This is a genomic window from Microbacterium sp. NRRL B-14842 (genome assembly GCF_050470785.1).
Genome location: NZ_JBFLUM010000001.1, coordinates 2,965,917 through 2,992,257 on the forward strand (window position 1 = coordinate 2,965,917; position 26,341 = coordinate 2,992,257).

Genomic DNA, 26,341 nt, shown 5'->3' on the forward strand with positions numbered 1-26,341 from the left:
TGCGCACCTCCCACCGGCACCTCGCGGGATCGAAAACGCCCCTCCCGCACGCGCCCCCGGCACGTTTCCCATCCCGCACCCACGGCGTCCCCCCGTGCGAAATCAAACCCGCGCCTTCCGCTCTCGTCCCCGGCCCGTCTCCCGTCCCGCACCTGACTCGGGACTCGCGGGTGCGCTTCTCGTCCCGCACGGAGACGGTGCGCGCATGGTCGAGTACCGCCTCTCCCGGACCGGGGTGCCGGCGGAGCGGGCATGAAACCGGCGCGGCGGGTGTTGCACCGGAGGCCGCAGCGACACGGAGGAGACATCATGCGCATCGACCTCGCCGGGAGAACCGCCCTCGTCACGGGTTCCACTCAGGGCATCGGACTCGCCATCGCCACGACCCTCGCCGACGCGGGAGCGCGGGTCGCGGTCAACGGCCGGAACCCCGAGACCGTGTCGTCGGTCATCGCCACGCTGCAGGCGGAGGATCCGGACCGGAACCTCGTGCCGGCCCCGGGCGACGTCACCACGGAGGACGGGGCCGCTGCGGTCCTCGCCGCCACCGGAGACGTGGACATCCTCGTCAACAACCTCGGCATCTTCGGAGCGACCCCCGCGCTCGACATCTCCGACGACGAGTGGCGGCGGTATTTCGAGGTGAACGTGCTCGCCGCCGTCCGGCTCATCCGCGCGACCCTGCCCGGCATGACCGAGCGCGGCTGGGGTCGGGTGCTCGACATCGCCAGCGACTCCGCGGTCGTGATCCCCGCCGAGATGATCCACTACGGCATGTCGAAGACGGCGCTGCTCGCGGTGTCCCGGGGTTTCGCGAAGGAGGCGGCCGGCACGGGCGTGACGGTGAACTCGGTGCTCGCGGGCCCGACCCACACCGGCGGCGTGGAGGACTTCGTGTACTCGCTCGTGGATCCGCAGCTGCCGTGGGAGGAGGCGCAGCGTGAGTTCATGCGCGTGCACCGCCCCCAGTCCCTGCTGCAGCGGCTCATCGAGCCGGAGGAGATCGCGAACATGGTCGCGTACCTCGCGTCCCCGCTCGCCTCGGCGACGACGGGCGCCGCGGTCCGCGTCGACGGCGGTTACATCGACGCCATCATCCCCTGATCCTTCGAATCGCGCACGTGGCGGCATCTCCGGTCGGAATGGGGCCATTCGGGCGATTCGAAACGGAGGGGTAAGCTGGCCCCCGGAGAAGCACGGAGAGGCGGTGATGGCGATGTCCGACGATAGTAACGACGCCGCCCTCGCTGCGTCGCGCTTCCCTGCATCTGCGCGTTGAGCTCCCGCTCCGCGTCCGTGCCTCTCGCCTCGCAGTCATCGGCGGCGTCTCCCGCCCCCTGACGAATCCGCACGCAGACCCTGGTCTGCGTGCACCCGCGAGAACGGAGCCGCATCATGGCGCTCATCGACAACGGCGTGTACGTCCACGGACGTCGCGTGGAGACCCCGAAGAACCTGGACGAGACCTACCGGATGCTGGATGCCGCCGGCGGGATCGCGTGGATCGGTCTGTATCGACCGAGTCCCGAGGAGGTCGCGTCCGTCGCTCGCGAGTTCGATCTGCACCCGCTCGCCGTCGAGGACGCGCTCTCGGGGCATCAGCGCTCCAAGGTGGAGCGCTACGGCGACACGCTCTTCGCCGTGCTGCGCCCCGCCCGGTACCGCGACAAGGAGGAGTCGATCGAGTTCGGGGAGCTGCACCTGTTCATCGGCCCCGACTTCGTGGTGACGATCCGCCACGCCGAGTCGCCGAACCTCGCCGCGGTCCGCCGCCGGATGGAAGCGAACCCGGAGCTGCTCGCGATGGGACCGGAGGCGGTGTTCTACGCGATCCTCGACGAGGTCGTGGACGAGTACGAGCCCGTCGTCGCCGGCCTCGAGAACGACATCGACGAGATCGAGGACCAGCTCTTCGGCGACAGCGACGACGACGCCCTCTCCCGCCGCATCTACGAGCTCTCCCGCGAGGTCATCAACTTCCAGCGCGCCGTGCACCCCCTGAGCGGCATGCTGGAGTGGCTGCGCCGCGGGTCGGAGAAGTACCGGATCGACGAGGAGCTGCAGCGCTCGCTCCGCGACGTGCTCGACCACACGATCCGCGTCAACGAGCGCGTGGACTCGTTCCGGGCGATCCTGGAGAACGCCCTCACGGTGCAGTCGGCCCTCGTCGCCCGGCGGCATTCGGAGGCGGGCTTGGCCCAGAACGATGAGATCAAGAAGATCTCCTCGTGGGCGGCCATCATCTTCGCGCCCACCCTCGTCGGCACCGTCTACGGCATGAACTTCGACGTGATGCCCGAGCTGCACTGGGCGTTCGGCTATCCGATGGCGATCGGGGCGATGCTTGCCTTCGCCGTCGGCCTGTTCGGGGTGTTCAAGTACAAGAAGTGGTTGTGACGCGCAGGCTGTCACGCCGGTTCAGGCCATCGCTTCCGGAAAGCGCCTGAACCGGCGTGACCGCCTGTCTCATCGAACAGCGATCACGGGGAACGCCGGGTCGTCGCCGGAGGTCGCGGGGATCTGCAGCTGGGCCTTCTGCGCCGAGTCCAGCGTGAGGGTCCACCGCAGCCCCCGAGCCGTCCGCTCGACCTCGCCCACCGGCGGCACGGGGACCTCGACATCCGCGAACGCCGTCAGATCGATGTCCACGACAGCCCGTCCGCCCGCCGCCCCGGCATTGGCGAGGTCGAGGACGATCAGCGTGTCCTGCGGCGCTCCCGGCTGCGGAGCGAGCTCCACGGAGTAGCCGATCGCCGACTTCGTGTGCACCGAGAACCGGATCGGCGCGGTGGTGGTCGAGGTGTCGGTGCCCATGATCGTCCGGGCCACGACCTCGTAGGTCCCCTGCGTCAGCGGCGCGTCCACCGTCCAGGTGCCGTCGTCGCGCACGGTCACGAACCGCAGGAACGGCGTGAGCTCCCCGTCGCGCACGTGCACGCGGACGCGCGAGCCCGGGACGCCGGTACCCGAGATCGTCGTGGTGGTCGCCGCGACCGTGGCTCCGGCCTTCGGGGTGAGGATGGTCGGCGCAGCCGGAGAAGTGCGGATGACGATGGGCGCACGGGCCGCGCCGTCGGTCAGAGTGCTCACGCCCACAGGGGCATCCGCCGGGATGGGGAACACGGTCGCGAACCGTCCCTGCCCGTCGGTCTGCACCGGCATGGTGGCCGTGCCCACGCGAAGCTCCACACTGCTCCGCGGCGGATACCCGCTGCCCGTCACCCGGAACGGCTGACCGGTGAGGGCGACACGGGAGTAGACGCCGACAGCGGGGACGGAGGCGCCGATGTCGGCGTCCATGAGGCCTGCGCCCATCCGGTCCGGCCCTTCGTCCGCGACCCCGTCGGCCGTTGCCGTGATACGGCGCGTGACCTCGTCCGGGGTGAGCGTCGGGTCGGCCGCGAGCAGCCGCGCGACGAGCCCCGCGACGTGCGGGGAGGCCATGGAGGTGCCGGGGAACAGCGCGTAGATCGAGCCGTCGTCCTGACGGGTCACCGCAGACCAGACGACGCCGGGTGCGGTGACGGTGACCGTGCCCGCTCCGTAGTTGGAGAATCGGGCCATGACGACGGCGCCGCTGGTCTCGTCCTGGTCGGCGGCGGCGACCGAGATCACGTCGGGCAGCCCGGCCGGGGCCTTCAGGCACGACGAGTCGACCGGGCGCGGCTCGGGTGCACCGTCATTGGGGCTGACGACGTCGGTGGTCATGGTGGCGAGGTCCTGCGCCTCGTTGCCCACGGCGGCGACGGTGACGACGCCCTGCTCATGCGCGTACGCGTACGTGCGCCGAAGGGCTTCGAGCGCGGCGGACTGCGTCTCGTCGCCGGCGCACCAGACGTACCAGGGGTCGACGTAGTAGCTGTGGTTCACGACCGGGATGTCGTGCCGGACCGCCCACATCGTGGCGCAGATGCTGGCTTCCGGGTAGATGTGCCCTGTCTGGTTGTCGACCTTGATGGCCGCGACACGCGCGTCCGAGGCGATCCCCCGGATGCCGGCGCCGTCCGCAGCGCCCGCGATGCTGCCTGCCACATGCGTCCCGTGGGCCCCGGAGAGTCCCGCTTCCGGAGCCCACGCCGCCGGTCGGGTGTCCGGGACGCCGTTGATGCCGCAGCCGACCGAGAGAGCGGGGTCGATGCGGTCGGCGAGGTCGGGGTGCCCCGCATCGATGCCGTTGTCCGCGACCCCGACGACCACACCTGCGCCGCCCGGGGTCGTCGCGCCGACGGCGACCGTGTCCCACGCGGTGCCCTCGGCAGGCATCGCCTCGGGTTCCTCCGTGACGCCTGCCGCGGACTCGGCGGGGTCGGGGAGGCGGTCGGGCGTGGTCGACGTGCGGGTGGGACCGACGGACTGCACCCACGGGAGGTCGCGGAGCTGCGCGGCGAACCCGCCCTCGGGCGCCCGGACGACGGTGACCCCGATCTCCGGGTACGAGATCAGGAACGTCCCTCCCGCGTCGGCGATGGCCGCACGCAGCGTCTCCTCGCTCGGACCGCCGGGGGCGGTGTTCACGACCCAGTTCAGGGCGGGGGTGTCGGGGGCGACCTCCGCAGCCGCCGGGAGCGGGGATGACGGGATCGCGAGGGCGAGAGCGACACCGACGGCGAGCGCCACGCCGATGCCGCGGGAGAGGGGACGGATCACAGCAGCCTGCCTTTCGAACGCGGCCCTGGGCCGTCGAGTCGGGATGGTCCAGTGAACAAGAGGCGCGAAGGGGTGTTCGATTACGCGCGACCCTGGGCCGAGGTCGCGGAAGAACCAGGGGCCGCGGAAGGCAGGATGCGCGAGACTGGAAGCATGGCGCTCGAAATCCTCCTGTCCCGCATCGTCGAGAGCGGTCTGCTCGAAGACCCCGTCTCCGAGAACGGTCTCGTCTACGGACGGGCGAGCCTGGACGCCGCCGGCACCGTCGTGAACGTGAACGTGGACCCCGAGCTCGACGGCGACGAGAGCGCGGAGGACATGGATCCGGACGAGCTCGTGGCGGCCATCGCGCGCGTGCTCTCGATGAGCGAGAAGCGGTGGCGGGCGATCGTCGAGGAGCTCGCGCTCGACATCGAGGATGCGGTGGACGAGGAGCCGGTGGTCGAGCAGGTCGACCTGCGGGACGACCTCGAGGCCACGTCGGTCGTGGTGTTCGCGGACGCCGTGCTGCTCGCGTTCGTCGCCCCCCGGCAGTTCCCGGAGTCGCGCATCCTCGTGCAGCTCGATGAGGAGCTGGAGGTCGACGGCATCGAGGTGCGCGAGCCCGACGGCACCGAGGTCATCGACGTCGACACGCTCGACGAGCTGATGGACCTCATCAGCCGCGCCGACCGCGACTGACCCCGCCGACGCGCGGAAACAGGCGAACACGCGAGCACAGGCCACCCCAGAGGAATGGGCCTGCACCCGCGCGTTCGCCTGAGTGCCGGCTAGCGCGCGCTGCCGTAGTAGGTGACGTTGGGGAAGGCGAAACCGTCGCCGTTCCCGTTCCAGACACCGGTGAAGGTGATCACGACCGTCTCACCCGAGGCGAGGGGCCCCTTCCAGTCGATGCTGTCGCCGCTCACGGTGACGGTGCCGCGGTTGGCCGTCACGCTCGACGGGTTCCAGCTGGAATCGTCGAGGATGCCCGCCAGCGTGTATTCGATCTCCGCGTTCGCCGAGTCGACGTTGCCGTTGTTGCCGAACTCCATCCGGTACGTCACGGCCTGGCCCGGCGTCGGGTCGGTCGGGTTCGAGTTGAACGTGTACTGGAAGAACTCGCGCTTGACGGTGTCGGTGTCGGTCGCGCACACGTTCGCCGCGTTACCGGCGACCGCGCAGGCCTGGTTGGTCAGCGCCCCGGGAGGAGCCGACTGGTTGACCTTGGCGTTCACCTTCAGCGTGACCGACTGCCCTGCCTCGAGCGTGCCGAGGTTGGCGGTCATGGTGCGCCCGGAGGCGCTCACCGTCACACCCGACGGGCCGCTGCCCGAGACGAAGTCGAGACCGGCCGGGAGCGGATCGCTGACCACGACGTTCGTGGCCGCACCGTCGCCGGTGTTCCGCACGACGATGTCGTACGTCAGGTCCTGTCCGAGCTTCACATCACCCTGACCGTCGTCCTTGCTGATCGTCAGCACGGGCGTGGTCTTCTTGGTGATGGTGGTGTCGTCCCAGTCACAGGCCTGGTTCGTGGCGGTTCCCACGGCGCAGGCGTTGTTGCGCAGGTTCCCGATCGGCGTGGATGCCCCGACGGTCGCCTTCACGGTGATCGTCGAGGACGCGCCAGGAGCGAGCGATGGAATCGTGCCCTGGACGCGCTGCCCGGTGACCGACACCTGACCCGTCGTGCCAGCGGTGTACGAGGCGGTGATACCGGTGAGTCCGGCCGGCAGGTCGTCGCTGACGACGACGTTGCTCGCCGCAGCGGTGCCGGTGTTGCGCACCACGATGTCGTACGAGAGCTGGTCGCCGATCACGGCGCTGTCGCGGTGATCGTTCTTGTCCACCGTCAGCGCGGGCGCCGTCGGCTTGTCCACGTCGATGTCGATGCTGTGCAGGTCGCTCGGCACCTTCGTCCAGGTCGGCACGAGCCCGAGGAACGCGCCCTTCGAGCGCATGCTGAGCTGGAACTCCACCTTCGAGACGGTGCCGTTGACCTGCACCGTGCCGGTCTTGGCGGCGAAGGAGGTCGAGGTGATCGTGTTCGACGTCACGTCCAGGTTGCCGCTCACGGCGCTGAGGCTCACCCCGGAGGTCTTCAGCGTGTACTTCGCCGAGGACTGCACGACGCCGCCGATGGAGTACACGTCACCGCCGAGGTTGGCGAGGGTGATCTTCGGGTTCGTCACCTGCTGGCCGAAGTCGACCACGACGTTCCCGCGGACGCACTCGATGCCGTTCTTGCAGGGGTATCCCTCGTTGAGGCCGATCACGTTGAGCCCGAGCTCCCCGCCGTCGCGCACGGTGGCGAGATTGACGACGTCACCGGAGCTCTTGATCTGCACCTTGTCGGTGGTGGTGATGCGGGCCGTCGCTCCGGCGGCCGACGCGGTGCGGGTGTCTCCCGATCCGCTCCAGCCGTTGACGTCGGCCGCCGAGGCGGCGGGGGCACCCGCGAGGGCGCCCGCCGCCAGAACGGTGAGCACCCCCACGGTCAGCGCACCCCGAAGAAAGGATGTCTTCTTCACAGGTCTCTGTTCCTCCGTGTCTGTCCGGCGCCCGTCACCGGGTCGCCGAGGGACGACGACGCAGCGCGAACGCGCCAGCGGCTCCGACGGCGATCACTCCGGCGCCCGCGAGTCCGACGGCAGGATCGGCCACCGGCACCGGCGGACGCTCGGCGAAGGTGTGGCTGTAGTTGTAGGTGAAGCGGTGGTCGTCGGTGAAGACGCCACCGGTGTAGAGCACCTTGGCGCTGTTGGTGATCTGCGGACCCCAGTAGTCGGCGTCGACGGTGAACGTCGCCATCGGGGTGACGATGCTGGTGCCGCCGTCGTGCGTGACGTTGAACGTCCAGACGACGTTCCCGCCGACGAGCTGACCGCCGCTGGTCGCCGACGCGAAGGTCGTGTGCGCCGGCACGGGCAGGATCACCTTGTAGACGCCGTCGATCTGCTCGTCGTTGACGAGCTGGACGATCGCGCCCTCCTTGATCTCCGACCCCGGCGTCACGCCCGTCGCGGCCGTCTGGGTGGCTCGACCCAGGTAGCCGCGGGTCGAGGCCTGACCGTCGACGTCTTCCGTGCTGCGGACCGAGGAGATGCCGCCGCTCGATGCGCCGTCGGTGGAGTCGGGCTGGTCGGCGGCCATGGCCCCCTGCGCGCCGAGGAGCGAGCCCCCGACGATCAGCAGGCCGACACCGGCGCTGCACGCGGTCTTGAGGATGCTCTTCATGATGAGCCTCTTTCTTGATGTGGACACGACGAGCAGAGTGCTTCGCCGCGAATGAGACGGTGGGGACGGGGGTCGATTACGCCCGCGGACGGCGAGTATTCCGGCGCTGCGGGGCACGGACGCCGATGATCAGGAGCATCACGACGAGTCCGACGACGTACCCCAGGACGCCGACGAGGGAACCCACGAACACGTGGCTCACCTTGTAGCCCGGATCGAGACCCCAGGTCTGGGTGGCCCAGCCGATCAGGACGAGCCGCAGCATGTTGACCGCGAAGACGATGCCCCACATGGCTGCGAGCCCGCCGAACAGCCGGCTCCACCGCACGCGGGTGAAGGCGAGGATCACCGCGGCGACCACGGTGAGCGGGAGCCCGATCAGGAGTGCTGTGCACTCGACCGTGATCTGCAGAGCGATCAGGTCTCCGGTCGGGGTCCAGACGAGATAGTGCTCGCCGATCGCCGCGCGCTGGCCCTCGACGAACGGCGAGAGCAGCCACGTCGCGACGACCGCCTCGACGGCGCGGAAGGAGGTGTTGACCGCCAGGAGCGCTCCGCCCGCGGCGAGCATCAGCAGGGCCACGACCACCCGCGCGGCACGGTTCGGCGGCGACACCCGATCCAGTCGACGGGCGCGGAGGGCGGGCAGGGTTTCGGTGACGGTGGTCATCAGGCCTCCACGGCGACGGATCCGTTGACGACGACGTGGGCCTCCGCATTGCGGCGTGTCTTGGCCCATCCGTTCTTGCCCCGGACGATGCGCAGGAACGCCCGCGCGATGCAGATGTACATGTAATAGACGTAGAGCCACACCCCGAGCCCCCACCCCAGCGCCGTCAGCCAGCTCGCCTGGGGTTCGCAGCGGATCTTGTAGACGAACCCCCAGACGGCGAACGGGGCGACGGAGAAGGCGAACAGCAGCCCGAGGACGCCGAGGGTGTCGCCGAGCGCGACCTGGAAGAGCTCCGGCTGCTGCACCCAGTACCCGACCTGGGCGCTGAACAGGATGAGGAACGAGAGCCCTCCGAGCATCTGGAGGAAGGGCAGCACGAGGTAGTACACGGTCTCGATGACCCCGGCGTTGTCGACGTACGGCGACTTCACCACTTCGCGGATGTACTTGACGCACTGGATGTTCCCCTGCGCCCACCGGGTGCGCTGCGTGAGCAGACGGCGGATCGAGGGCAGCGCCTCCTGGTTCACGTGCGTGTCGTAGACGTGGCGGACCTGGTAGCCCGCCAGCACGACATGGACGCCCAGCTCGTAGTCCTCGAGCAGGGCGCCGTGCCACGGTTCGCCGAAGGTGTCGCCGATCGCATCGAGCACGGAGAGCCGGGTGAACTGGCCGTTGCCGCCCAGCCCCCACGGTCCCGGTCTTCGCCCGGAGCGACTGCATCGCGGCGATGGTGGTGCGGAACTCGAGATCCTGCATCCGCAGCAGGAACCGCGCGAACGTGTTGGCGAACCGCCCGCCGTGCGGGTAGGGCTTCGGGTCGTCGCGGTTCTTCATCCAGACCGCGATCTGCGCCGCCCCCACGCTCTCGTCGCCGAAGATGTCGTCGGCGGCGCAGATCTCGAGGGCGTTGGGCTCCATCTCGCCGTCCGCGTCGATGACGACGACGACGATCCGATCGTGGTCGGCGTCTGCGGGGAGCCAGGCCAGGAGCTGATGATAGGCGGCGTTGAGTGCGTCGCCCTTGCCGGTCCGCGCCTCGGGGCGACGGCGCTGAACGAGATGCACGTGCTCGTCGGCCTCGGCCCATCGGGTGACGATCGACGCCGTGGCGTCCTCGCTGTCGTCGTCGATCACCCAGACGTGGGCGCCGGGGAAGTCCCGCCGCGCCCGCGACACGGTCGTATCGATCACCGCCTCCTCGTCCCGGCACGGGATGAAGAAGTGCCATTCGAAGCTCGCCGGATCGCCCGGGGTGGTCTTCGGATAACGGAGGTAGGGGATGAGGATGAACAGGACGTACGTGACGAACGCGACGCCGAGCAGGACCGTGAACGCGTTGAGCACCGGGAACATCAGGGTGTCCTCCCCCGCGCGGGGTCCTCTTCCGGCGCGACGGACCGACGGAGCAGGCGGGGAGCCGGTGCCGACCGCCGCAGCAGGCGGGTGCGCAGGAGCAGCCCCGCCCCCACGGTGACCGCGATGCCCGCCGCCATGACCCAGGTGGTCATCGATTCCGGACCTGTGACGGCGAGGGCGCCGACCGTGGCGAGCGGGGTGGTCAGGGCGTTGCTGTACATCAGGACTCCTCAGTGCGGGTCGAGGCGACGGTGCTGCGGATGTGCGCCGCGATGCGCGCGGTGGCCTGCCCGTCGCCGAAGGGGGACGGCAGGGTGGCGAGTCGGGCGAGGGTCGGCTCCACCGCGCCGAGCAGGACGGAGGCGGCCGGAGCGAGCTCCTGCGGGGTGACGAGCCGGGTGAAGGCGCCCAGTGCCTCGGGGCGCTCGGTCGAGTCCCGCACGACGAGGACGGGGCGGCCGATCACCGTCGCCTCCTCCTGGATGCCGCCGGAGTCGGAGACCAGCAGAGCGGCGTGGGCGGCGAGCGCCAGGAACCGCTCGTAGGGGAGCGGCTCCTCGGCGATCAGTGCGTCCAGGAGGTGCGTGGCGTCCAGCGAGGTGAGCATCGCCCTGGTGCGTGGGTGCACGGGGAACACGACGGGCCACCCCGACGCCGCGATCGCGTTGAAGGCGCGGAGGGTGGCCAGGAGGTTCTCCGGAGTGTCCACGTTCTCCTGACGGTGCAGTGTGGCGAGGACGAAGCCGGCAGGCGTCAATCCGAGCCGCGCGAGCTCGTCCGCATCGCCGGCCGCGCCCGCGCGCTGGGCGCGCACCGCCTCCACCACCGGATTGCCGGTGACGCGGATGCGCTCCTCGTCGATGCCCTCGGCGAGGAGGTTGGCGCGGTTCGCCGCCGTCGCCGCGAACAGGTCGTCGGCGATGTGGTCGACCATCACCCGGTTGTGCTCCTCGGGCATCCGGCGATCGTGCGCCCGCAGTCCCGCCTCGACGTGCCCGAGGCGCACCCCTGCGGCATTCGCGGCGAGAGCGGCGGCGAACGTCGCGTTCGTGTCGCCCTGGACCACGACGTACCGCGGCTCGAAGCGGGCGATGGCCTCGGCGATCTGCTCGGCGGCGCGCCCGATCTGCGCCGCGCGCGGGAGACCGCCGACATGCAGCTGGAGATCGACGCGCTCGATCCCGCAGGACCGGAGGAACACCCGGGACATCCCCGGGTCGTAGTGCTGCCCGGTATGGACGACGAAGGCGGCATCTCCCAGTTCGCGGACGAGCGGAGCGAGCTTGATGATCTCGGGACGGGTCCCGAAGACGATCATGACGGAGCCTTTCGGCAGCGGAACGGACGAAGTGGACTGTGAGAAGTGCATTTCTGGGTACCTCGATCACCCCCCGGAGGGAGGTCCCCCGTGGCTGACGCGATCAGTGGTTATCGGTGGGTCGCGCGACGCGCGGAGACGATGAGGAGCAGAGCTCCACCCGCCAGCAGCGCGATCGCGGGGAGGACGGAGAGCGGCGTGCCGCCCGTCTGCGCGAGCCCTGCAGCGGCAGGGGCGCGGACGACGGTCGCCGCGCACGACCACTGCGCGTCGTCCGCGCAGGCGTGCGTCGCCGACAGCGGCGGCAGCGCGGGGAGGCCGGACAGGTCGTCCGGAACGGCGATCCCGGCCTGGACCGCCGCTGCCCGCAGGCCGGCGATCATCGACTCGTCATAGGCGACGGTGGCGCGGTTGACGACGGTGCCCTCGGCGTCCCGCGGCAGCTGCGCGCGGAGGGTCATCGTGGCCGACTCCCCGGGGCCGAGCTCCGGCACAACCCAGCCCACCCTGTCCTGCACGGCGACGCCCCCGGTCGAGGCGGCGATGAACCGCGCACCGTCGGGCAGGTCGTCGACGACGGGGATCTGCGTCGCAGCACCGGGGCCGACGTTCGACACGGTGATCGTGTAGTCGAGGATGGACCCCGCCGGCGCGGCGGACTGCGCCACGGTCTTGTCGATCTCCAACGAGGCGAGCGGGGCCACCGCGGTCAGGGCGCATGCCTGCTGCGGGTCGTCAGGACACGGGGTGGTCACCGTCGGCGCGGGCGTCCCGTTCGGCGCAGCGGCGGAGTTCTGCACGGTGGCGCGGTTCACGAGCTGGGCCTCGTCGAGACCTCCCGGCGTCGTGCCGGTCACGTGCAGCACGACCTCGCCGCCGGCCGGGACCTCGGGGAGCGTCCAGTGGACGGCGCCGTCGGCGACCACGCCGCCCTGATCGGCCGAGACCGCGGTCAAGGCGGGCGGAAGGACATCGGTCACGGGGACATCGGTCGCCGGGGCCGTCCCGGCGTTGCCGACGACCAGGGTGTACGACAGCGCTTCGTCATGGCCGGCGACCTGCTTGTCGACGGTCTTCGCGAGCGACAACGCCGGCAGGGCGGCGACGACAGTGGAGGCGCAGGCGACACTCGCGTCGTCCGCACACGGCGTGGAGGACGTGGGCGCCGGCGTCTCGGCCGGGACACCGGCGGGGTTCTCCACCACGGCGCGGTTGACGAGGGTGGTGCCCGCGCCTGCGCGGTCGACGGTCCCGGAGACGTGCAGGGTGCTCGTGCCGCCGGCGGGAAGGGCGTCGATTGTCCAGGCGACCGCGCCGTCGGCGACCACGCCGCCTTGATCGGCCGTCGCATCGCGCAGCCCGGCGGGAAGCGTGTCGGTCACGGGCACCTGACGGGCCTCCGCCTCGCCGGTGTTCCGGACGGTGATGGTGTAGTCGAGGACGTCGCCCGGTGCGGCCGCGGCCTTGTCGACGACCTTGGCGATCGAGAGTCCGGCGACCTTCGGGTCCGGCGTGGCGGTGGCGGTCACCCCGAGGGCGTAGCCGTCCAGCGCTGCGGTCTGCGTGCCGCCGAGGGCGAAGCGGGCGACATCGAAGACGATCCGGGTGATCTTGGTGCCCGGGACGGTGAAGCTTCCGCAGCCGCCGGGGCGCGAGGCCGCGGTGCAGGAGATCCTCATGTCGCCGCGGGAGTAGCCGTCGCCTCCGTCCACGAAAGTGGCGCCGTCGGAGACGACCGCACGGGTGGCGCCGCCGTCGGAGGAGGCGAAACGGATGCCGTCTGCGACCGAGATCCCGCCGAGCACGGTACCGCCGGTCCCGGCGCCGAACTCGGCGATGTGGATCGCGGGATCGTCGACCGGGCGATCGAACGTGATCGTGAGCTGCCCCTCGCCGCAGCGCGACGACGTCCCGCAGTTCGCGTTCGAGTGGACGTCGAGCGTCGCGAGGTCCTTCGCCGAGACACCGGCCGCGTACATGGCATCCGTGCCGCTCCAGGAGCTCAGCGTCTTACCCTCGCCGCCGAAGATGCGGGAGCCGCCGGCGAGTGTGGCGGTGGCGATCGTGCCGTCCGGCAGCGTGAACCGGCCGGTGTTCGCGTCGACGATGGTCGCGGCTCCCGTCGCGGCGTCAGCGGGTGCCGCGGCAGCGACGGCGCCCAGGGCGAGCAGCAATCCGAGCACGAAGGCGCCCGATCGTTTCCTCATGGCGATGTGGTTCCAATCTCGATCTCTTCATCCGCTGGTATCCGGAGATGGCGGACTCCTACAGGACAGCGATCCGCGGGGGTGATTACGCGCGGTTCCGAAATCAATCCACGATGACCACCTCCGCGCTCGCCGCGCCGGAGATCCCGGCGATGTTGGACTGCGCGAAACTCAGGGTCACTGCGGTCCCGGCGGGCACCGGATAGGCGTCGACGCGGAAGCTCGCCTGCCATCGCTCGTTCGCCGCGCACGTCCCCGCCGCCAGGGTGGCGCCGTAGGCGGACACCGTGAGGTCGGCACCGACCTCGCACGCCACGGTCACGGACAGCAGCTCGGTGCGTGAGACCTGTCCTGGCACGTCGATGAGGACAGGAGCGCTCGGCACGCTCGCCTCGGGGACGGGTTCCGGCTCCGGCTCCGGCGGCGGCGCTGCCGGAGCGGACGGCTCCGGCGCGGCCGACGGCGGAGGGCTCGCGACCGGCGTCGCCGCCGGGGCGGATGTCGCCTCCGGGGATGGGGCCGGGGTGGGTACGCTCCACGTCACGACCTCCGTGGCGGCGGGCGCCGCGACCACGGCGGTGCCCCCGACCACCGTGGCGGCGACGGTCGCCGCGAGGGTCGTCGCGGCGACCGCGGCCACGATACCGATGGTGGCCTTCGCCGCAGCGATACCCGCGACCGGAGCGGCGATCGCGGGCGGCAGCGGGGCGGCGCTGGCGGACAGTCCGGCAGATGTCAGCGACTGCCAGATCTGCGCACCGGCCCCCACCGTGATGCCGGCGGGGAAGAGGACGGACAGCATGCGCGAGCTGGCGTGACGCGCCTCCTCGGCCTTGGCGCGGCAGTCGGCGCACTCGTCGAGGTGGGCGTGCACACGGGCCGTGTCCCGGGGCGTGAGGCGCTGGCGGGCGTGTGCGCCCAGCTTCCCCATCGTCCACTGACACTCCCGGGAGGCCGGCGGGCGGGCCGCGACGTGCGCGGTGATCCAGGCCTGCCGGAGCCCCTCCCTGGCACGGAAGGCGAGGACCGCGGCCGCGCGCTCGCTGATGTCGAGGCGCTTGCCGATCTCGTGCATGGAGAGGTGCTCGACCTCGCCGAACCACAGCACATCCTGCCAGCGCTCCGGCAGGGCCAGGATGGCCTGCGAGACGAGCGAGGCGTCGAAATCGGCGTCGGCCGCGGCATCCGTGCTGTTCGGGTCCTCCACCGCCTCGATGTACTCGATGGGCACCTCGCGACGGGCGCGGCCCCAGCTGATGGCGAGATTGCGCATCGTGGCGAACAGGTACGGCTTGAACGCGGCCGTCGGCCCCTTCCCGGCCTGGATCGCCTGATAGATGCGGGTGAAGGACTCTGCGACGAGGTCGTCGGCATCGGCTGACCACCAGTAGCTGCGGGCCACGGCCGCCGCCGCGGGTGCGTAGCGCTCCCACAGCTCCGCATAGGCCTGCTCGTCACCCCCGCGGACCCGGTCCAGCAGGTCCGCGTCGCGTTCCCTTTCCTCGTCTCTGCGTTCGTCGCTCATGGTGTTCCCTTCCCCCGAGGGCCTGTGTCGGTGAGGTGACAGACCTCACCCGTGCGTTCTCACGCCGACGCGGGGCACGGCCCGGCGGATGTCGGCCGCACCCCGCCCGGCGCGTGCGATCAGCGGTTCCCGCGGCGTGCGCGTCGCGCGGCCGCCAGCGCGCCTCCCATCCCCAGAAGCAGCACCCCGGCGAGCAGACCCGCTGTCGCGATCCCCCCGCCGGTCGTGGCCAGCGAGCCCCCGGGAGTGCCCGCCGGCGTGCTCGGCGTGCTCGGCGTGGCCGGCGTGCTCGGCGTCGCCGGCGTGCTCGGCGTGGCTGGAACGGGCGGCGGGGGCACGACGGCCACCGGGTTCTGCACGCTCACGGTGACGGTCTCGTCCCCCACCGTGAACCGCTCCGGGCTGATCACCGGCGTGCCCCAGGCGGTGCCGGCCACGGGCTCCGGCGCCCGCTCGCGGACCCTGACCTCCGCGCCGGCAGGCAGCGCTGGGCTCGTCACCGGCGATCCGGCCTCGAGATCGAGCACCCCCGAGCCCGCCGGGAAGCCCGGCCCCGCCGGGTACGTGTACTCCAGCACGTACCGGGTCCCGGCGGGGATCCGCTCGGTCGCGGCCGCCGGACCGCTGAGGGTCTTCAGCGCCGTGAAGCGCCCGACGCGCGTACCGTTCCCCGTCCCCGAGCCGCCGTGGCGGGTGACCTCCGACGTGACCGTCGACGATGTCTCGGTGCCGACCCGGATCTCGGCGGCGTTGCGGTAGGTGCCGGCCGCACCGTCGTCGGTCACCCGCGAGAGGTAGTGCACGTTGTAGAAGCCGCCCTCGACGGCGGTGAAGGTGACGGTGGTCCCGTCGGCGGAGACGATGTAGTCGGCGGCAGCGACCTCGGTGACCGGCCCCGGGACGACGAGACCGCTGGGGAGGGTCTGCAGACCGGTGGCGACCCACAGCGACGGGTAGCGTTCCCCGGCGGCGGATTCGCGCAGGAGCTCCTGGTCGGAGCCGATGACGTCGGTGACGACGACTTCCTGACCCGCGGCCATGCCCTTCGCTCCCGCCCCGACGGCGACGTCCCACGCGATGGTGTCCGAGGTGTTCTGGTACTCCCCGCTCTTGAAGTCCGCGCGGCCTCGGAAGTCACAGTCGGTCGTGCAGATGAAAGGGTCCGGCTTCACATCGACGGAAGCGGTGACGTCACCGAAGTCGTAGGTGACCGTGGTGGTCTCGCTCACCTCGGTGGTCACCGTCGCCCAGAAGGAGAAGCCTCCGGAGAGACCGACGGGGTGCTCCTCAAGGTAAGCGCTGTCGATGTCGCAGACGAGCTGCGCGGCGGTCGTCACGCAGCGTCCCGCCTCAGCTCCCGCCGCGTCGAGCAACGGGAAGGTGTCCGGCAGCCCACGGAGGCCCTCGGGGAGCTCGACGACGAAACCGGCAGGTGCGACCGGGTTGTCCGGCAGGGACCAGGTGCCGGTCAGCTCGGCCTTCGTGCCGCTGGCGACGGCCGTCTCCGTGAAGGTCAGAGACTCGACCGTCGCGCCGGTCGTGTACGGCGGGGCCGCGGTCGCCGCGACGGGGACGAGCAGGGCTCCGACGAATCCGCCGACGATCATGGCGACGGCGGCGACGCGGCGGGCGATGCGGCTCCGTCCCGAGCGGGGTCGGACGGGTGGCGAATGGGTCAGCATGTGTTCCTCCGGTGACAGCCGCGCACACGCGACGTGGGCACGGTCGAAGATGAGACACGGCGGGGCCCGACGTACTACGCGCGTTCCGCAGGATTGCGGAACGCGACGATGCACGCCGCACGTGTCTCCACGCCGCGCGGCGTCGCACTCTCTCCGCCCGCGGCGATGCCGCCGAGCTCTCCCCCGGCCCGCAAGGTTCCCCTCCCTCGAACAGGCCGCCAACGACGGTACCCCTCATGCGGCGCATCGCAGGTGTTCGCAGCCGCGCGTATATCGGCGTTCCGGAATGGGCCGACGGAACGCCCCGAGACCCGGGGATGTGCGGCGGGCCGGGGGAGCAGCCCGCCGCACGAGGGACTCGATTTCTCCACGTCGTCGGGTTGGGGATTCGACGACGTCCTGGGCCACGGATCCCGTCCGCGCTCACATGCCCAGCCTCGCCCCTCGGCAAACAGGACGGGAACGGCCCCTGAGCATTACGCCGGATAAGCTCGGAAACGTGCCGATCGCCCCCTCCGCCTCCCCTGCCACCGCCGACGACGACCTCCGCCGCCTCGCCGACGCGCTCCGCGACCCGGCACCGCTGAACTGGGTCATCACCGGCGACTCGATCACCCACGGCCTGGTGCACACCCAGGGCGGGCGCAGCTACCAGGAGCACCTCCACGAGCTGATCAGGGGCGAGCTCGAGCGCGTCCGCGACATCGTGCTCAACACCGCGATCAGCGGCAACCGGATCGTCGACATCCTCGACGACTGGGAGCGTCGGGTCGCGGGCTGGCAGCCGGATGTCGTCACCCTCATGGTCGGCACCAACGACGCCTCGGACGGCGGGCCCCGACCGGTGATCTCGCCGGACGACTACGCCGCCTCCCTGCATGACTTCGTGAGCCGGGTGCGCGAAATCGGCGCCATCCCGGTGCTCCAGACGCCGCCCGCCATCGACGTCCGCAACGCGCCGGAGCGGGCGCGGATCGCCGACTTCGCCGAGGCCGTCCGTCGGGTCGCGTCCGCGGAGGACGTGATCCTCGTCGACCAGTACGCGCACTTCGCGGAGCTGGGCGGTGGCGGGATGCCGTGGGGCCTCATGAACGACCCCTTCCACCCCAGCGCCGCCGGACACGCCGCTCTCGCCCTGGAGCTCGCCCGCGTCCTCGGCATCGCGCCGGAGGGACCGCGCGCCCGCACAGCCGCCCTCCTGGAAGGCATGGTCGGCACGGCTCGCGTCTTCGGCTGAGAGGCGCGGATTCACCCGGCCAGGGTGACCGCTCTGGACGGCGGTGACGGCGCGACGCTAGGTTGAGCGCATTCACACTCGACAGTGAGGTGGGGGCATGTCGCACGTCGTCGCAACCGGGGCCGGCAAGGCCATGATGGAACGTCGGAACGATCCGACGCACGAGTACATCCTGAAGCTCACCGGCAAGGAGCGGCCTCGGGTCCTCTTCGTCGGCACCGCGACCGGCGATGACACCGCCTACATCGTGAGCTTCTACTCCACGTACGACTCCGACAGATGCGCGCCGCACCACCTGCCGCTGTTCCATCGCGCCGTCGACGACCTGGCCGGGTTCGTGAAGGGCTTCGACGTCATCCACGTCGGCGGCGGGAACACCGCCAACATGCTCGACGTCTGGAAGCGTCAGGGCCTCGACGAGATCATGCGCGAGATGTGGGAGGACCCCTCGTCGAACGTCGTGTTCACGGGAGGCAGCGCGGGCGGCATCTGCTGGTTCGAGGGCGGCACGACCGACAGCTACGGACCCACGCTGCAGGTGCTCCCCGAGGGCCTCGGGTTCCTGCACGGCAGCTTCTGTCCGCACTACGACGCCGAGGACCAGCGACGGCCGCTCTTCCACGCCTCCCTGCTCAGCGGCGAGCTCTCCACCGGGTATGCGGTGGGCAACCTGCAGTCGTTGCACTTCGAGAACAGCGAGTTCGTCACGGCGGTCAGCCCGGTCGAGAACGCGTTGGCGCTGAAGGTCGAGGCGGCCGACGGGAATATCGTCGAGACCGAGCTGCCGGTGCAGGTCCTCACCGGGGCGGCGCCGATCGTGAAGGGGCCGTCGTCGTGAACGACAGCGTCTGGATCCTCGTCGCCGAGCTCATCGTCGTCGTCCTGGCGATCTTCATGGGCACCCGCACGAGCGGGATCGGCCTGGGCGTGTGGGGCCTCGTCGGCGTCGCGGTGCTCGTGTTCGTGTTCGGGGAGGCCCCCGGCAACGCCCCCGTCGACGCGGTGTTCATCGTCATCACGGTCATCACCGCGGCCTCGACCATGCAGGCCGCCGGCGGCATCGACTGGATGGTGTCGGTGGCCGCGAAGGTCATCCGCAAACGCCCGAAGTCCGTCGTCTTCCTCGCGCCGGCCATGTCGTTCCTCTTCACGGTCGGCGCGGGGACCGGCAACATCTTCTACCCGCTGCTGCCCGTGATCTACGACGTCTCCTACCAGCAGAAGATCCGGCCGGAGCGGGCGCTGTCGGTCTCGGCCGTCGCCTCGCAGGTCGGCATCCTGTGCTCGCCGGTCTCCGCGGCCACCGCATCGATGGTCGTGCTGCTCGCGCCGCAGGGCGTCGACCTCGGCGGCCTGCTCCTCATCATGTGGCCGGCCTCGATCGCGGGCCTGCTCGTCGCCGCCCTGGTCATGATGCGTCACGGCAAGGACCTCGAGGACGACCCGGAGTACCAGAAGCGCCTGGCGGAGGGGCAGATCAAGCCGCCCACCGTCGACGCGCACGAGAACAAGCTCCCGCCGACCGCCGTGCTCTCGGCCTCGCTGTTCCTCGCGGGCGTCGCGGTGATCGTCTTCTTCGGCCTGTTCGAGAACCTCCGTCCGGTCATCGGCACCGATGACGACGGCGACCCGCTCCGCCTGAGCGTCACGGTGATCATCGAGGTCGTCATGGGCATCATCGCCGCGCTGATCTTCGTGTTCTGCAAGGTCAAGGCCGCCGACGTGCCGAAGCAGTCCACGTTCCCCGCGGGCATCGTCGGGGCCATCGCCCTGTTCGGCATCGCCTGGCTCGCCAACACGTTCGTCGCCGCGAACCAGACCCTCATCGTCGACGGGCTGGGCTCGGTCGTCTCCGGATCGTCCGCCTTCCTCGGCGCTCTGCTGTTCGCGCTGGCGCTCTTCGCTGTCGCCATGCTCACGACCAGCCAATCGAGCGCCACGAACGCGATCGTCCCGATCGGCATCACGATCGGTCTGCCCGCCTCCCTGCTGGTGGGGCTGTGGCCGGCGGCGATGGGCATCTACACGCTGCCCGCCAACGGCAGCCAGGTGGCGACGGTCGCGTTCGACCAGACCGGAACGACGAAGATGGGCAAGTTCGTCATCGACCACTCGTTCCAGCTGCCGAACCTCGTCTACGTCGGCACGGCGATCGTCGTCGGGGTGGCGCTGTCGTTCCTGTTCACGTGACATGACCGACGTCGTCGACCGGTCGGCGCTGCGGCAGTTCCTCCTGGGACTGGCTCAGGGCATGAATGCATCGGCGGAGTCCGTCGACCGCATCCGGGACACGATCGCCGAGGTGGCCACGGCATCGGGGGGAGACGGCGCCGACTTCGTCGTCCTGCCGACGATCATCATCGTGGAGACGGGGGACGCGGAGGAGCAGCGGGTCGCGTTCCGGTCGGCCACGAACGCCTCGTTCCGCTTCGACCAGATCGCCGCGCTGTACGACCTCATCGCGCAGGCGAAGACCGGCGCCGTGGACCCGCTGGACGGCATCCGGCGGCTCAACGAGATCGGCGCGATGCGCCCGCGGCTCGGCTGGTTCACCCGCACGCTCGGGCATGCCATCCTCACGACCGGCCTCGCGCTCCTGCTCGCGCCGACCTGGCAGGGCGCGCTCGTCGCCTTCGTGCTCGGGTTCGGGATCGGCCTGCTCAAGCTCGTGCGCTCCCCCACACTGCAGCTGGTCATGCCCATCGCCGCGGCCTTCGTGTGCGCCGCCGCGGTGTTCCTGCTCGCGGAGGTGATCGAGATCGGCGACCCGATCCGGCTGCTGATCGCGCCGCTGGTGACCTTCCTCCCCGGCGGCGTGCTCACCACGGCGACGGTCGAGCTCGCAGCCGGGCAGATGATCTCCGGTGCGTCCCGCCTCATCTACGGGTTCGTGCAGCTCGCCCTCCTCGCCTTCGGCATCCTCGCCGCGGGCGCGGTGGTGGGCGTCTCGAGCGACTCGTACGAGGCGCTCGACGCCTCCTCGTCCTACCTGCCCTGGTGGGTGCCGCTGCTGGGCATCCTCGTGTTCGCACTCGGCAACTACCTGCACTTCTCCTCCCCGCCGTCCACATTCGGGTGGGTGCTGCTCGCCCTGGTCGTCGCCTACCTCGGCCAATGGGCGGGAACGGAGTTCATCGACCCGGCGGTCGGCGGCTTCGTCGGCGCGGTCGCCGTCACGCCGGTCGTGTTCTGGATCGCCGGGCTGCGCCACGGGGCCCCGTCGCAGCTCACGTTCCTCCCCGCGTTCTGGCTGCTGGTGCCGGGAGCGGCGGGGCTGGTGGGACTCACCGAGGCGGTGGCGACCGACAACGGTCTCGCCGACTTCACCGCCGCCCTCGTCTCCGTCATGTCGATCGCCCTGGGTGTGCTCATCGGCACGGCGCTCTACCGCGTCGTGCACCACGGCGCGGAGGAGTTCGTCCAGTTCGCCGTCGCCCCGCCGCCCGCGGAGGACGAAGAGCCCGCGCCGACGCTCTGGCACCGCCTGTCTGCCCCGCTGCGCCGCCTGCGCCGCCGCGATCGCTAGCGGTACACCTCGCGACGGTGGCCGGCGTGCACGACGACGACCGTCAGGATCCCGTCCTCGATCCGGTAGAGCACCCCGTAGTCCCCCGTCCGCACCCGCCACTCCGGTCGGCCGGTGAGCTTGCGTGCCGCGGGGGGCCGCGGGTCTTCGGAGAGGAGCTCGATGACGGCCTGGATACGTCGCCTCGCCTCAGGAGGGAGCTTGCGGATCGCCCGCACGGCGACAGGCAGGACCTGGACGTCGTAGGTCACGGCACGAGCCCGAGGTCCCGCTTCACCTCCTCCCACGGGATCGGCGTCTCGGCCAGTCGCGCGGTCTCCTCCCAAGCGGCATCGACCGCGCGGATGTCGGCCAGTTCCTCCGCGTCTTCGAGGAGTCGCTTCAGCAGGCTGGCATCGACGACAGCCGCCACCGGGAGGTTTCGTCGGGTGAGATAGACGGGCTCCTTGCGCGCCTCGTCGATGATGGACGCCAGCCGCCCCCGGGCTTCCGTGATCGCGATCTCGCTCATGAGTCCATAGTAGTGCGAAACGTACAGAACAGCGCGGAAAGGACAGGTCGCAGAAAGGCGACGGGCCCGCGCCGCGGAGGCGACGCGGGACCCGGTGTCGATCAGAGCGTGGCGAGGATCTCCTTCATCTCCGCGATCTCCGCGGTCTGCGCGTCGACGATGTCCTGCGCGAGGGCGACCGCGTCGGCGTTCTCGCCGTCCGCGACCTCCGTCTCGGCCATCTCGACCGCGCCCTCGTGGTGGGCGATCATCTGCTCCAGGAACAGCCGGGACGCCTCCGGGCCCGCGGCGGCTTCGAGCGCGGCGAGGTCGTCGTCGCTCATCATGCCGTCACCGTGGTCCATCTCGGCGGGGTCACCCGCCTCGGCACCCCAGTCGTCGAGCCATCCCTGCAGCTGCTCGATCTCCGGGCCCTGAGCGGCCGTGATGCGTTCGGCGAGGTCGGTCACCCGTGGGTCGACGTCATCCTTCGCGAGCACGATGTCCGACATCTCGACGGCCTGCTCGTGATGGACGATCATCATGGACGCGAACATCGCATCGGCCTCGTTCGCTCCGGCCAGCGGGGCGTCCGAGGTGGAGTGATCCATACCGGAGTGGTCAGCTGGTCCTGCAGGTGCGGCCGAGGCGCATCCCGCGAGGGCGAGGGTTCCGACCAGCACGAGGGCGGCGGCGGCAGCGGTTCGATTCTTCATTTCTCTCTCATCTCTGTCTGTCGGAAGGGCGTCCGCGGTCGCGGAGCCCGGGCGCTCACCAGCGCCGATCAGGTCCGACTGATGCAGAGGTCGTGGAGTGAGGGGGGACGGAGAGGGGCGGCGGCGGTTCCCGCGCGCACGCGGAGGGCGCGCAGCAGGGGAGCGATCACGGCCGCGCGGGTGGGGCGCAGCACCAGGAGCAGTCCGCCGAGGAGCGCGAGGACGCAGGCCGCGCCGCCATCCCCCGCGGAGTCGTCGGGGACGACGGCCGCCTCGGCGACGGACACCGCATGCGCCGCCGACGCCGAGGGGTGCCCGGGCACCGGTGCCGCGTGGCCCGCCATCGCGTGCGCTCCGGGGGTGCCGTGCGTGTCGAGCGCGTGCATGCCGAGGAGCCCGAGCACGACGCCGCCCACGAGGAGGACGACGAGCAGCGCCCTCTGGAGCACGCGACGACCGGCCATGGGTTCACTATACCCGGTGGGGGTATAGTGAACCCAGTCAGTGGGCGACGCCCGCGCGACGCAGCAGCCGGCGGACGGCGAGGACGACTCCCGCCACAGCGAGCTCCCCGAGCACCCGGCCGAGCAGCGTGGCGATGAGCACCGGCGGGACGAGGTGCTCCGGGGAGAACACCGGGAGGGCCACGAGGAAGAGCACCACCCCGGTCACGGCGCCGGCGAGCAGGACACGACCCGGGCGGACCGCGGCGTCGCGCCGGAACGGCAGCGCGAGGTCGAGGACCGCGCCGCCGAGGACGAGCGGCACCACCCCGAGCAGCCCGATCGGGGACACCGCGAGCGTCAGCACCCCGGTCACGAAGGCGGCCAGCGTCGCCATGCCAGGGACCCGGGTGACGACGCGGGCGAGGAAGGGCAGTGCGGTGTGCACGGCCGCGACCAGGGCATACGCGGGAGGGGAGGCAGCGGCCAGCACGCTCGTGACCGGGACGACAGCCAGGAAGACGAGGGCCTGAACCGCGCCGAGGGCTGCGCTCACGAGCAGGGCGCTGGTCGGCACACGGCGGGACACGGGCGATATCGGATCACTCACTCCTCCGAGCCTAGAACTCCCGGCGCCCCCGCTCCGCAGCGTCCTGCACCGTGCGGGTTTGGATATCGTAGGGGTGGGGATGCGTACCTGGGGAGGGACGATGCCGGCTTTCGGCGCGCAAGGGGACACGAGGTTTCCGCGGGTTTCCGCGCACGTGATCGGGCGTCCGCGGCTGAACGCGGTGCTGGACGCGGGAGCTCCGCTCACGCTGCTGCGCGGCGCCGCGGGCTCCGGGAAGACCACCGCCCTGGTCGGCTGGGCCTTCACCTGCTCCGCCCGGGTCGTGTGGCTCACGGTCACACCGGCCCTGGCGACGAGCCCGGCACTGGCATCTGCGCTGCTGCGGGTGCTGCGCGGCACGGACACGGACACGGGCGCAGGCAGCACCGATCCGGCCACCGGGGACGGCTGGCCCGCCGTCGGGCACTACCTGTGCGATCACGAGGAGCCTGTCGTCATCGTCCTGGACGACGCCGCCGCGCTCGACCGGGATGCGGTCTTCGACCTCTGCCGCACGGTCGCCGTCCCGTCGCACGTCCGCCTGATCGTCGCCACGAATCGCCCCAGTCCCTTCGACAGCGACGGCATCGGCCTCGTGATCGACACCGCGCTGATCTCTCCGGAAGACCTCGCGTTCGACACCGACGAGATCCGCCGCGCTCTCGACGTGGACGAGGACACCGCCGTCGCCGTGCGGGCGGCCACCGAGGGATTCGCGGCGGTCGTGCGTGCCGTCGCTCTCCGCGGCCGTGCCCCCGACGGCACGACGATCGTGGAGGTCGCGACGGCGGCGGTCGACGACTACCTCCGCAGCCGCATGGAGGAGGGCACGTTCGGCGCCGGCGTCCTGGAGGGTCTTATCCGGATCAGCATCACGGACACGGTCGACCTGCCGTTGGCGCAGGCCCTCAGCAGCGATCCGGACATCGGCACGGCCCTCGACGAGGCCGAGGCGTTCGGCTTCGGCCGATGGTCGACGGACTCCGGGCGCCGGACCTTCACGATCGCCGCGCCGGCCCGCACCCTGCTGCGTCACGACCTCCTGCGGCGGTTCCCCGCCGAGATCCGCGTGCTCCGACGCCTCGCGATCGAGGGCGCCCTGCGCCGCGGCGCCCCCTTCGAAGGACTGCGCCTCGCGATGGAGGAGGACGACCTCCACCTCGCGGCCCACGTCATCATGTCCGGGTGGAGCCACCTCCTGGACCACGACGGTCGCCGGGTCGTGGCGCTGCTGGGCGACCTGCCTCTCGCCCGGCTGAAGCAGGAGCCGCTGGTGGCCATGCTCCTGGGCATCTGCCTCAATGCCAACCGGCTCCGGCGGGTGCGCGGACTGCAGCTGCTGCGGATGGCGATCTCCGCCGCGAACGCCCGTCGGAACACGCTCTCGCCGACGGAGCGCCTGTTCATCTGGACTGCCGAGAGTGCGGCGCTGCGCGTGATCGGGATGCCCGACAGGGCGGGGCAGGTGGCCGCCCGCGCGCTGGCTCTGTTCACCGAGACACCCGAGTCCCAGTGGGAGCAGTACGCGATGGAGATGCCGCTGCTCTGCACGCACCTCGGCATCTCGCTCTACTACGGCGGCCGTCGGGAACAGGCCGTGCGCCTGTTCGACGAGGCCGCCGCCCTCGCGGCGTCGCAGGGCAGCGGGAAGGCGTTCCACGCCGTCAGCCTCCTCGGCGGGATCCACGCCCTCAACGGCGATCTGCCGGAGGCCCGGCACTATGTCGAGATCATCCGCGACGGCTCGTGGGATCCCGCGCAGCTGGACGGCTACCGCGGCACGTTCTACCGCGTCGCCGAGGCGATGCTGGCGGTCGAGGACGGCGACCTCGCCGCAGCCAAGCACCACGCGCGCGCCTTCCTCCCGCACCGGGCGACGAGCGAGCACTGGACGACGATGGCGACGGTCGAAGCCTGGATCGCGCTGCATGAGGGCGATGCCGCGGGCGGACTGGAGCGACTGGAGTCGTTCGCCCGACTGCGCGGACGCGAGGCCGGCTCTCCGCCGGCCCGCCAGGCGCTGAGCCGCCCGCGGATCCTGCTCCACCTCGCCCTCGGCGACATCCGCGCCGCGCGCGGCATCAAGCAGCGCGACGCCGGGGCGGACCGCTTCGGCACCCTTCTGGAACGGGCCAGGGTCGCCCTGATCGACGGTCGCGCGCCCGAGGCGGCGCGGCTCCTCTCTCACACGCGCCTCGAGCCGACGACCTCACGCGAGCGCGCGGAGGCCGCGGCGGTGCAGAGTGCCGCCCTCCACCGGGTCAGTCCCGCCGCCGCGCAGGCCGTGACCGCGGCGCTGAACGCCCAGCTCGCCGACCGCGGACTGCGCACCCCGCTGGCGCTGCTCAGCGCCGAGGATTTCGCCGCCGTCCGCGCCGACCTCGCTCCGATCGGCGGCGCGCCGCTGCCCGACCGATCCGCGTTGCCGTCGTTCGCCGCCCGCCCGAGGCTGTCCTCGCGGGAGCAGGTGGTGCTGCACGCGCTCACCACCGGGGCGCCGCTGCCCGAGATCGCCGCGGAGCTCCAGGTCTCGCCGAACACCCTGAAGACGCAGCTCCGCAGCATCTACCGCAAGCTCGACGCGGCCAACCGTACGGAGGCGCTCGAACAGGCCGCCCGGCACGGCCTCCTCCGCGGATGACGAGAGCCCCGCCCGTCGCAGACGACGGGCGGGGCTCTCCGGCGGAAC

Annotated in this window: 24 protein-coding genes and 1 pseudogene; 9 read left to right on the top strand and 16 right to left on the bottom strand. The window is 71.1% G+C overall.

Going from position 1 to position 26,341, the window contains the following annotated elements; genetic code table 11:
• Positions 1-309 precede the first annotated feature (309 nt).
• Positions 310-1,104: an SDR family NAD(P)-dependent oxidoreductase gene (locus tag AB1285_RS14495; protein ID WP_315638277.1), complete on the top strand. Its 795-nt coding sequence runs from the start codon at positions 310-312 to the stop codon at positions 1,102-1,104.
• 291 nt (positions 1,105-1,395) lie between these two features.
• On the top strand, positions 1,396-2,397 hold the full coding sequence (corA, locus tag AB1285_RS14500; protein WP_187662923.1) for a magnesium/cobalt transporter CorA: 1,002 nt from the start codon (positions 1,396-1,398) through the stop codon (positions 2,395-2,397).
• 69 nt (positions 2,398-2,466) lie between these two features.
• Here the strand turns inward: corA and AB1285_RS14505 are convergent, their stop codons facing one another.
• Positions 2,467-4,647: a S8 family peptidase gene (locus AB1285_RS14505; protein ID WP_370428139.1), complete on the bottom strand. Its 2,181-nt coding sequence runs from the start codon at positions 4,645-4,647 to the stop codon at positions 2,467-2,469.
• A 153-nt stretch (positions 4,648-4,800) separates the two neighbouring features.
• On the opposite strand from AB1285_RS14505, the gene AB1285_RS14510 reads away from it, so the two are divergent.
• Positions 4,801-5,328: a cytochrome C5 gene (locus AB1285_RS14510; RefSeq protein WP_370428140.1), complete on the top strand. Its 528-nt coding sequence runs from the start codon at positions 4,801-4,803 to the stop codon at positions 5,326-5,328.
• Positions 5,329-5,417: 89 nt separating this feature from the next.
• Here AB1285_RS14510 and AB1285_RS14515 read toward each other — a convergent pair whose 3' ends face one another.
• From AB1285_RS14515 to AB1285_RS14535, 5 genes and pseudogenes are all read right to left on the bottom strand, one after another.
• The gene (locus AB1285_RS14515; protein WP_370428141.1) at positions 5,418-7,160 is read right to left on the bottom strand and encodes an isopeptide-forming domain-containing fimbrial protein; all 1,743 of its coding nucleotides are present in this window, start codon (positions 7,158-7,160) and stop codon (positions 5,418-5,420) included.
• 34 nt (positions 7,161-7,194) lie between these two features.
• On the bottom strand, positions 7,195-7,866 hold the full coding sequence (locus AB1285_RS14520) for a hypothetical protein (protein WP_187662919.1): 672 nt from the start codon (positions 7,864-7,866) through the stop codon (positions 7,195-7,197).
• A 76-nt stretch (positions 7,867-7,942) separates the two neighbouring features.
• A complete protein-coding gene (locus tag AB1285_RS14525; protein WP_187662918.1) occupies positions 7,943-8,536 on the bottom strand; it encodes an exosortase/archaeosortase family protein in 594 nt (197 codons plus the stop codon).
• Positions 8,536-9,192, bottom strand: a complete 657-nt coding sequence (locus AB1285_RS14530) for a glycosyltransferase (protein ID WP_370428142.1) — start codon at positions 9,190-9,192, stop codon at positions 8,536-8,538. Before AB1285_RS14530 ends, AB1285_RS14525 begins: the two co-directional genes overlap by 1 nt.
• 127 nt (positions 9,193-9,319) lie before the next feature.
• Positions 9,320-9,718 (bottom strand): annotated as a pseudogene (locus tag AB1285_RS14535) (glycosyltransferase); the annotation flags it as partial.
• On the opposite strand from AB1285_RS14535, the gene AB1285_RS14540 reads away from it, so the two are divergent.
• The gene (locus AB1285_RS14540; RefSeq protein WP_370428143.1) at positions 9,633-9,809 is read left to right on the top strand and encodes a hypothetical protein; all 177 of its coding nucleotides are present in this window, start codon (positions 9,633-9,635) and stop codon (positions 9,807-9,809) included. The pseudogene AB1285_RS14535 and the gene AB1285_RS14540 overlap by 86 nt on opposite strands.
• A gap of 85 nt (positions 9,810-9,894) precedes the next feature.
• On the opposite strand, the gene AB1285_RS14545 is transcribed toward AB1285_RS14540, so the two are convergent.
• The 5 genes from AB1285_RS14545 to AB1285_RS14565 all read right to left on the bottom strand — a co-directional run bounded on the left by AB1285_RS14545 (position 9,895) and on the right by AB1285_RS14565 (position 16,630).
• Positions 9,895-10,119: an LPXTG cell wall anchor domain-containing protein gene (locus AB1285_RS14545; protein WP_370428144.1), complete on the bottom strand. Its 225-nt coding sequence runs from the start codon at positions 10,117-10,119 to the stop codon at positions 9,895-9,897.
• Positions 10,119-11,216: a non-hydrolyzing UDP-N-acetylglucosamine 2-epimerase gene (gene wecB, locus AB1285_RS14550; RefSeq protein ID WP_370428145.1), complete on the bottom strand. Its 1,098-nt coding sequence runs from the start codon at positions 11,214-11,216 to the stop codon at positions 10,119-10,121. The genes AB1285_RS14545 and wecB overlap by 1 nt, the downstream gene beginning before the upstream one ends.
• A gap of 110 nt (positions 11,217-11,326) precedes the next feature.
• A complete protein-coding gene (locus AB1285_RS14555) occupies positions 11,327-13,423 on the bottom strand; it encodes a DUF11 domain-containing protein (protein ID WP_370428146.1) in 2,097 nt (698 codons plus the stop codon).
• A gap of 103 nt (positions 13,424-13,526) precedes the next feature.
• On the bottom strand, positions 13,527-14,948 hold the full coding sequence (locus tag AB1285_RS14560) for a sigma-70 family RNA polymerase sigma factor (protein WP_366237220.1): 1,422 nt from the start codon (positions 14,946-14,948) through the stop codon (positions 13,527-13,529).
• A 119-nt stretch (positions 14,949-15,067) separates the two neighbouring features.
• Complete coding sequence (locus AB1285_RS14565) at positions 15,068-16,630, bottom strand: DUF5979 domain-containing protein (protein WP_370428147.1); 1,563 nt, start codon at positions 16,628-16,630, stop codon at positions 15,068-15,070.
• Between the two features lie 499 nt (positions 16,631-17,129).
• Between AB1285_RS14565 and AB1285_RS14570 the strand changes: the two genes are divergently transcribed.
• The 4 genes from AB1285_RS14570 to AB1285_RS14585 all read left to right on the top strand — a co-directional run bounded on the left by AB1285_RS14570 (position 17,130) and on the right by AB1285_RS14585 (position 21,393).
• Complete coding sequence (locus AB1285_RS14570; RefSeq protein WP_187662911.1) at positions 17,130-17,867, top strand: SGNH/GDSL hydrolase family protein; 738 nt, start codon at positions 17,130-17,132, stop codon at positions 17,865-17,867.
• Between the two features lie 97 nt (positions 17,868-17,964).
• Positions 17,965-18,705, top strand: coding sequence for a peptidase E (locus AB1285_RS14575; protein ID WP_187662910.1), 741 nt, complete (start codon positions 17,965-17,967; stop codon positions 18,703-18,705).
• Entirely contained in the window at positions 18,702-20,057 is a 1,356-nt protein-coding gene (locus AB1285_RS14580; protein WP_187662909.1) for an anaerobic C4-dicarboxylate transporter family protein, read from the top strand. The genes AB1285_RS14575 and AB1285_RS14580 overlap by 4 nt, the downstream gene beginning before the upstream one ends.
• A 1-nt stretch (position 20,058) precedes the next feature.
• The gene (locus AB1285_RS14585) at positions 20,059-21,393 is read left to right on the top strand and encodes a threonine/serine ThrE exporter family protein (RefSeq protein WP_187662908.1); all 1,335 of its coding nucleotides are present in this window, start codon (positions 20,059-20,061) and stop codon (positions 21,391-21,393) included.
• Here AB1285_RS14585 and AB1285_RS14590 read toward each other — a convergent pair.
• The 5 genes from AB1285_RS14590 to AB1285_RS14610 all read right to left on the bottom strand — a co-directional run bounded on the left by AB1285_RS14590 (position 21,390) and on the right by AB1285_RS14610 (position 23,631).
• Entirely contained in the window at positions 21,390-21,644 is a 255-nt protein-coding gene (locus tag AB1285_RS14590) for a type II toxin-antitoxin system RelE family toxin (RefSeq protein WP_268777519.1), read from the bottom strand. The two genes, AB1285_RS14585 and AB1285_RS14590, sit on opposite strands and share 4 nt — an antisense overlap.
• Positions 21,641-21,904 (bottom strand): type II toxin-antitoxin system Phd/YefM family antitoxin, encoded by a 264-nt coding sequence (locus AB1285_RS14595; protein ID WP_370428148.1) that lies wholly within the window; start codon positions 21,902-21,904, stop codon positions 21,641-21,643. The genes AB1285_RS14590 and AB1285_RS14595 overlap by 4 nt, the downstream gene beginning before the upstream one ends.
• A gap of 101 nt (positions 21,905-22,005) precedes the next feature.
• A complete protein-coding gene (locus AB1285_RS14600) occupies positions 22,006-22,599 on the bottom strand; it encodes a DUF305 domain-containing protein (protein ID WP_268777521.1) in 594 nt (197 codons plus the stop codon).
• Positions 22,600-22,667: 68 nt separating this feature from the next.
• A complete protein-coding gene (locus tag AB1285_RS14605) occupies positions 22,668-23,063 on the bottom strand; it encodes a DUF6153 family protein (protein WP_370428149.1) in 396 nt (131 codons plus the stop codon).
• A gap of 37 nt (positions 23,064-23,100) precedes the next feature.
• Entirely contained in the window at positions 23,101-23,631 is a 531-nt protein-coding gene (locus tag AB1285_RS14610; protein WP_429977483.1) for an ECF transporter S component, read from the bottom strand.
• A 175-nt stretch (positions 23,632-23,806) separates the two neighbouring features.
• Here AB1285_RS14610 and AB1285_RS14615 point away from each other — a divergent pair, with 175 nt between their 5' ends.
• Positions 23,807-26,293, top strand: coding sequence for a LuxR C-terminal-related transcriptional regulator (locus AB1285_RS14615; RefSeq protein ID WP_370428151.1), 2,487 nt, complete (start codon positions 23,807-23,809; stop codon positions 26,291-26,293).
• The last annotated feature ends 48 nt before the right edge of the window (positions 26,294-26,341 follow it).

Bases quoted from the DNA above. Each gene is read 5' to 3' on its own strand.
- AB1285_RS14495 (WP_315638277.1), top strand. From the start codon at position 310: ATGCGCATCGACCTCGCCGGGAGAACCGCCCTCGTCACGGGTTCCACT.
- corA (WP_187662923.1), top strand. From the start codon at position 1,396: ATGGCGCTCATCGACAACGGCGTGTACGTCCACGGACGTCGCGTGGAG.
- AB1285_RS14510 (WP_370428140.1), top strand. From the start codon at position 4,801: ATGGCGCTCGAAATCCTCCTGTCCCGCATCGTCGAGAGCGGTCTGCTC.
- AB1285_RS14520 (WP_187662919.1), bottom strand. From the start codon at position 7,866: ATGAAGAGCATCCTCAAGACCGCGTGCAGCGCCGGTGTCGGCCTGCTG.
- AB1285_RS14525 (WP_187662918.1), bottom strand. From the start codon at position 8,536: ATGACCACCGTCACCGAAACCCTGCCCGCCCTCCGCGCCCGTCGACTG.
- AB1285_RS14545 (WP_370428144.1), bottom strand. From the start codon at position 10,119: ATGTACAGCAACGCCCTGACCACCCCGCTCGCCACGGTCGGCGCCCTC.
- wecB (WP_370428145.1), bottom strand. From the start codon at position 11,216: ATGATCGTCTTCGGGACCCGTCCCGAGATCATCAAGCTCGCTCCGCTC.
- AB1285_RS14555 (WP_370428146.1), bottom strand. From the start codon at position 13,423: ATGAGGAAACGATCGGGCGCCTTCGTGCTCGGATTGCTGCTCGCCCTG.
- AB1285_RS14560 (WP_366237220.1), bottom strand. From the start codon at position 14,948: ATGAGCGACGAACGCAGAGACGAGGAAAGGGAACGCGACGCGGACCTG.
- AB1285_RS14565 (WP_370428147.1), bottom strand. From the start codon at position 16,630: ATGCTGACCCATTCGCCACCCGTCCGACCCCGCTCGGGACGGAGCCGC.
- AB1285_RS14575 (WP_187662910.1), top strand. From the start codon at position 17,965: ATGTCGCACGTCGTCGCAACCGGGGCCGGCAAGGCCATGATGGAACGT.
- AB1285_RS14585 (WP_187662908.1), top strand. From the start codon at position 20,059: ATGACCGACGTCGTCGACCGGTCGGCGCTGCGGCAGTTCCTCCTGGGA.
- AB1285_RS14595 (WP_370428148.1), bottom strand. From the start codon at position 21,904: ATGAGCGAGATCGCGATCACGGAAGCCCGGGGGCGGCTGGCGTCCATC.
- AB1285_RS14600 (WP_268777521.1), bottom strand. From the start codon at position 22,599: ATGAAGAATCGAACCGCTGCCGCCGCCGCCCTCGTGCTGGTCGGAACC.
- AB1285_RS14605 (WP_370428149.1), bottom strand. From the start codon at position 23,063: ATGGCCGGTCGTCGCGTGCTCCAGAGGGCGCTGCTCGTCGTCCTCCTC.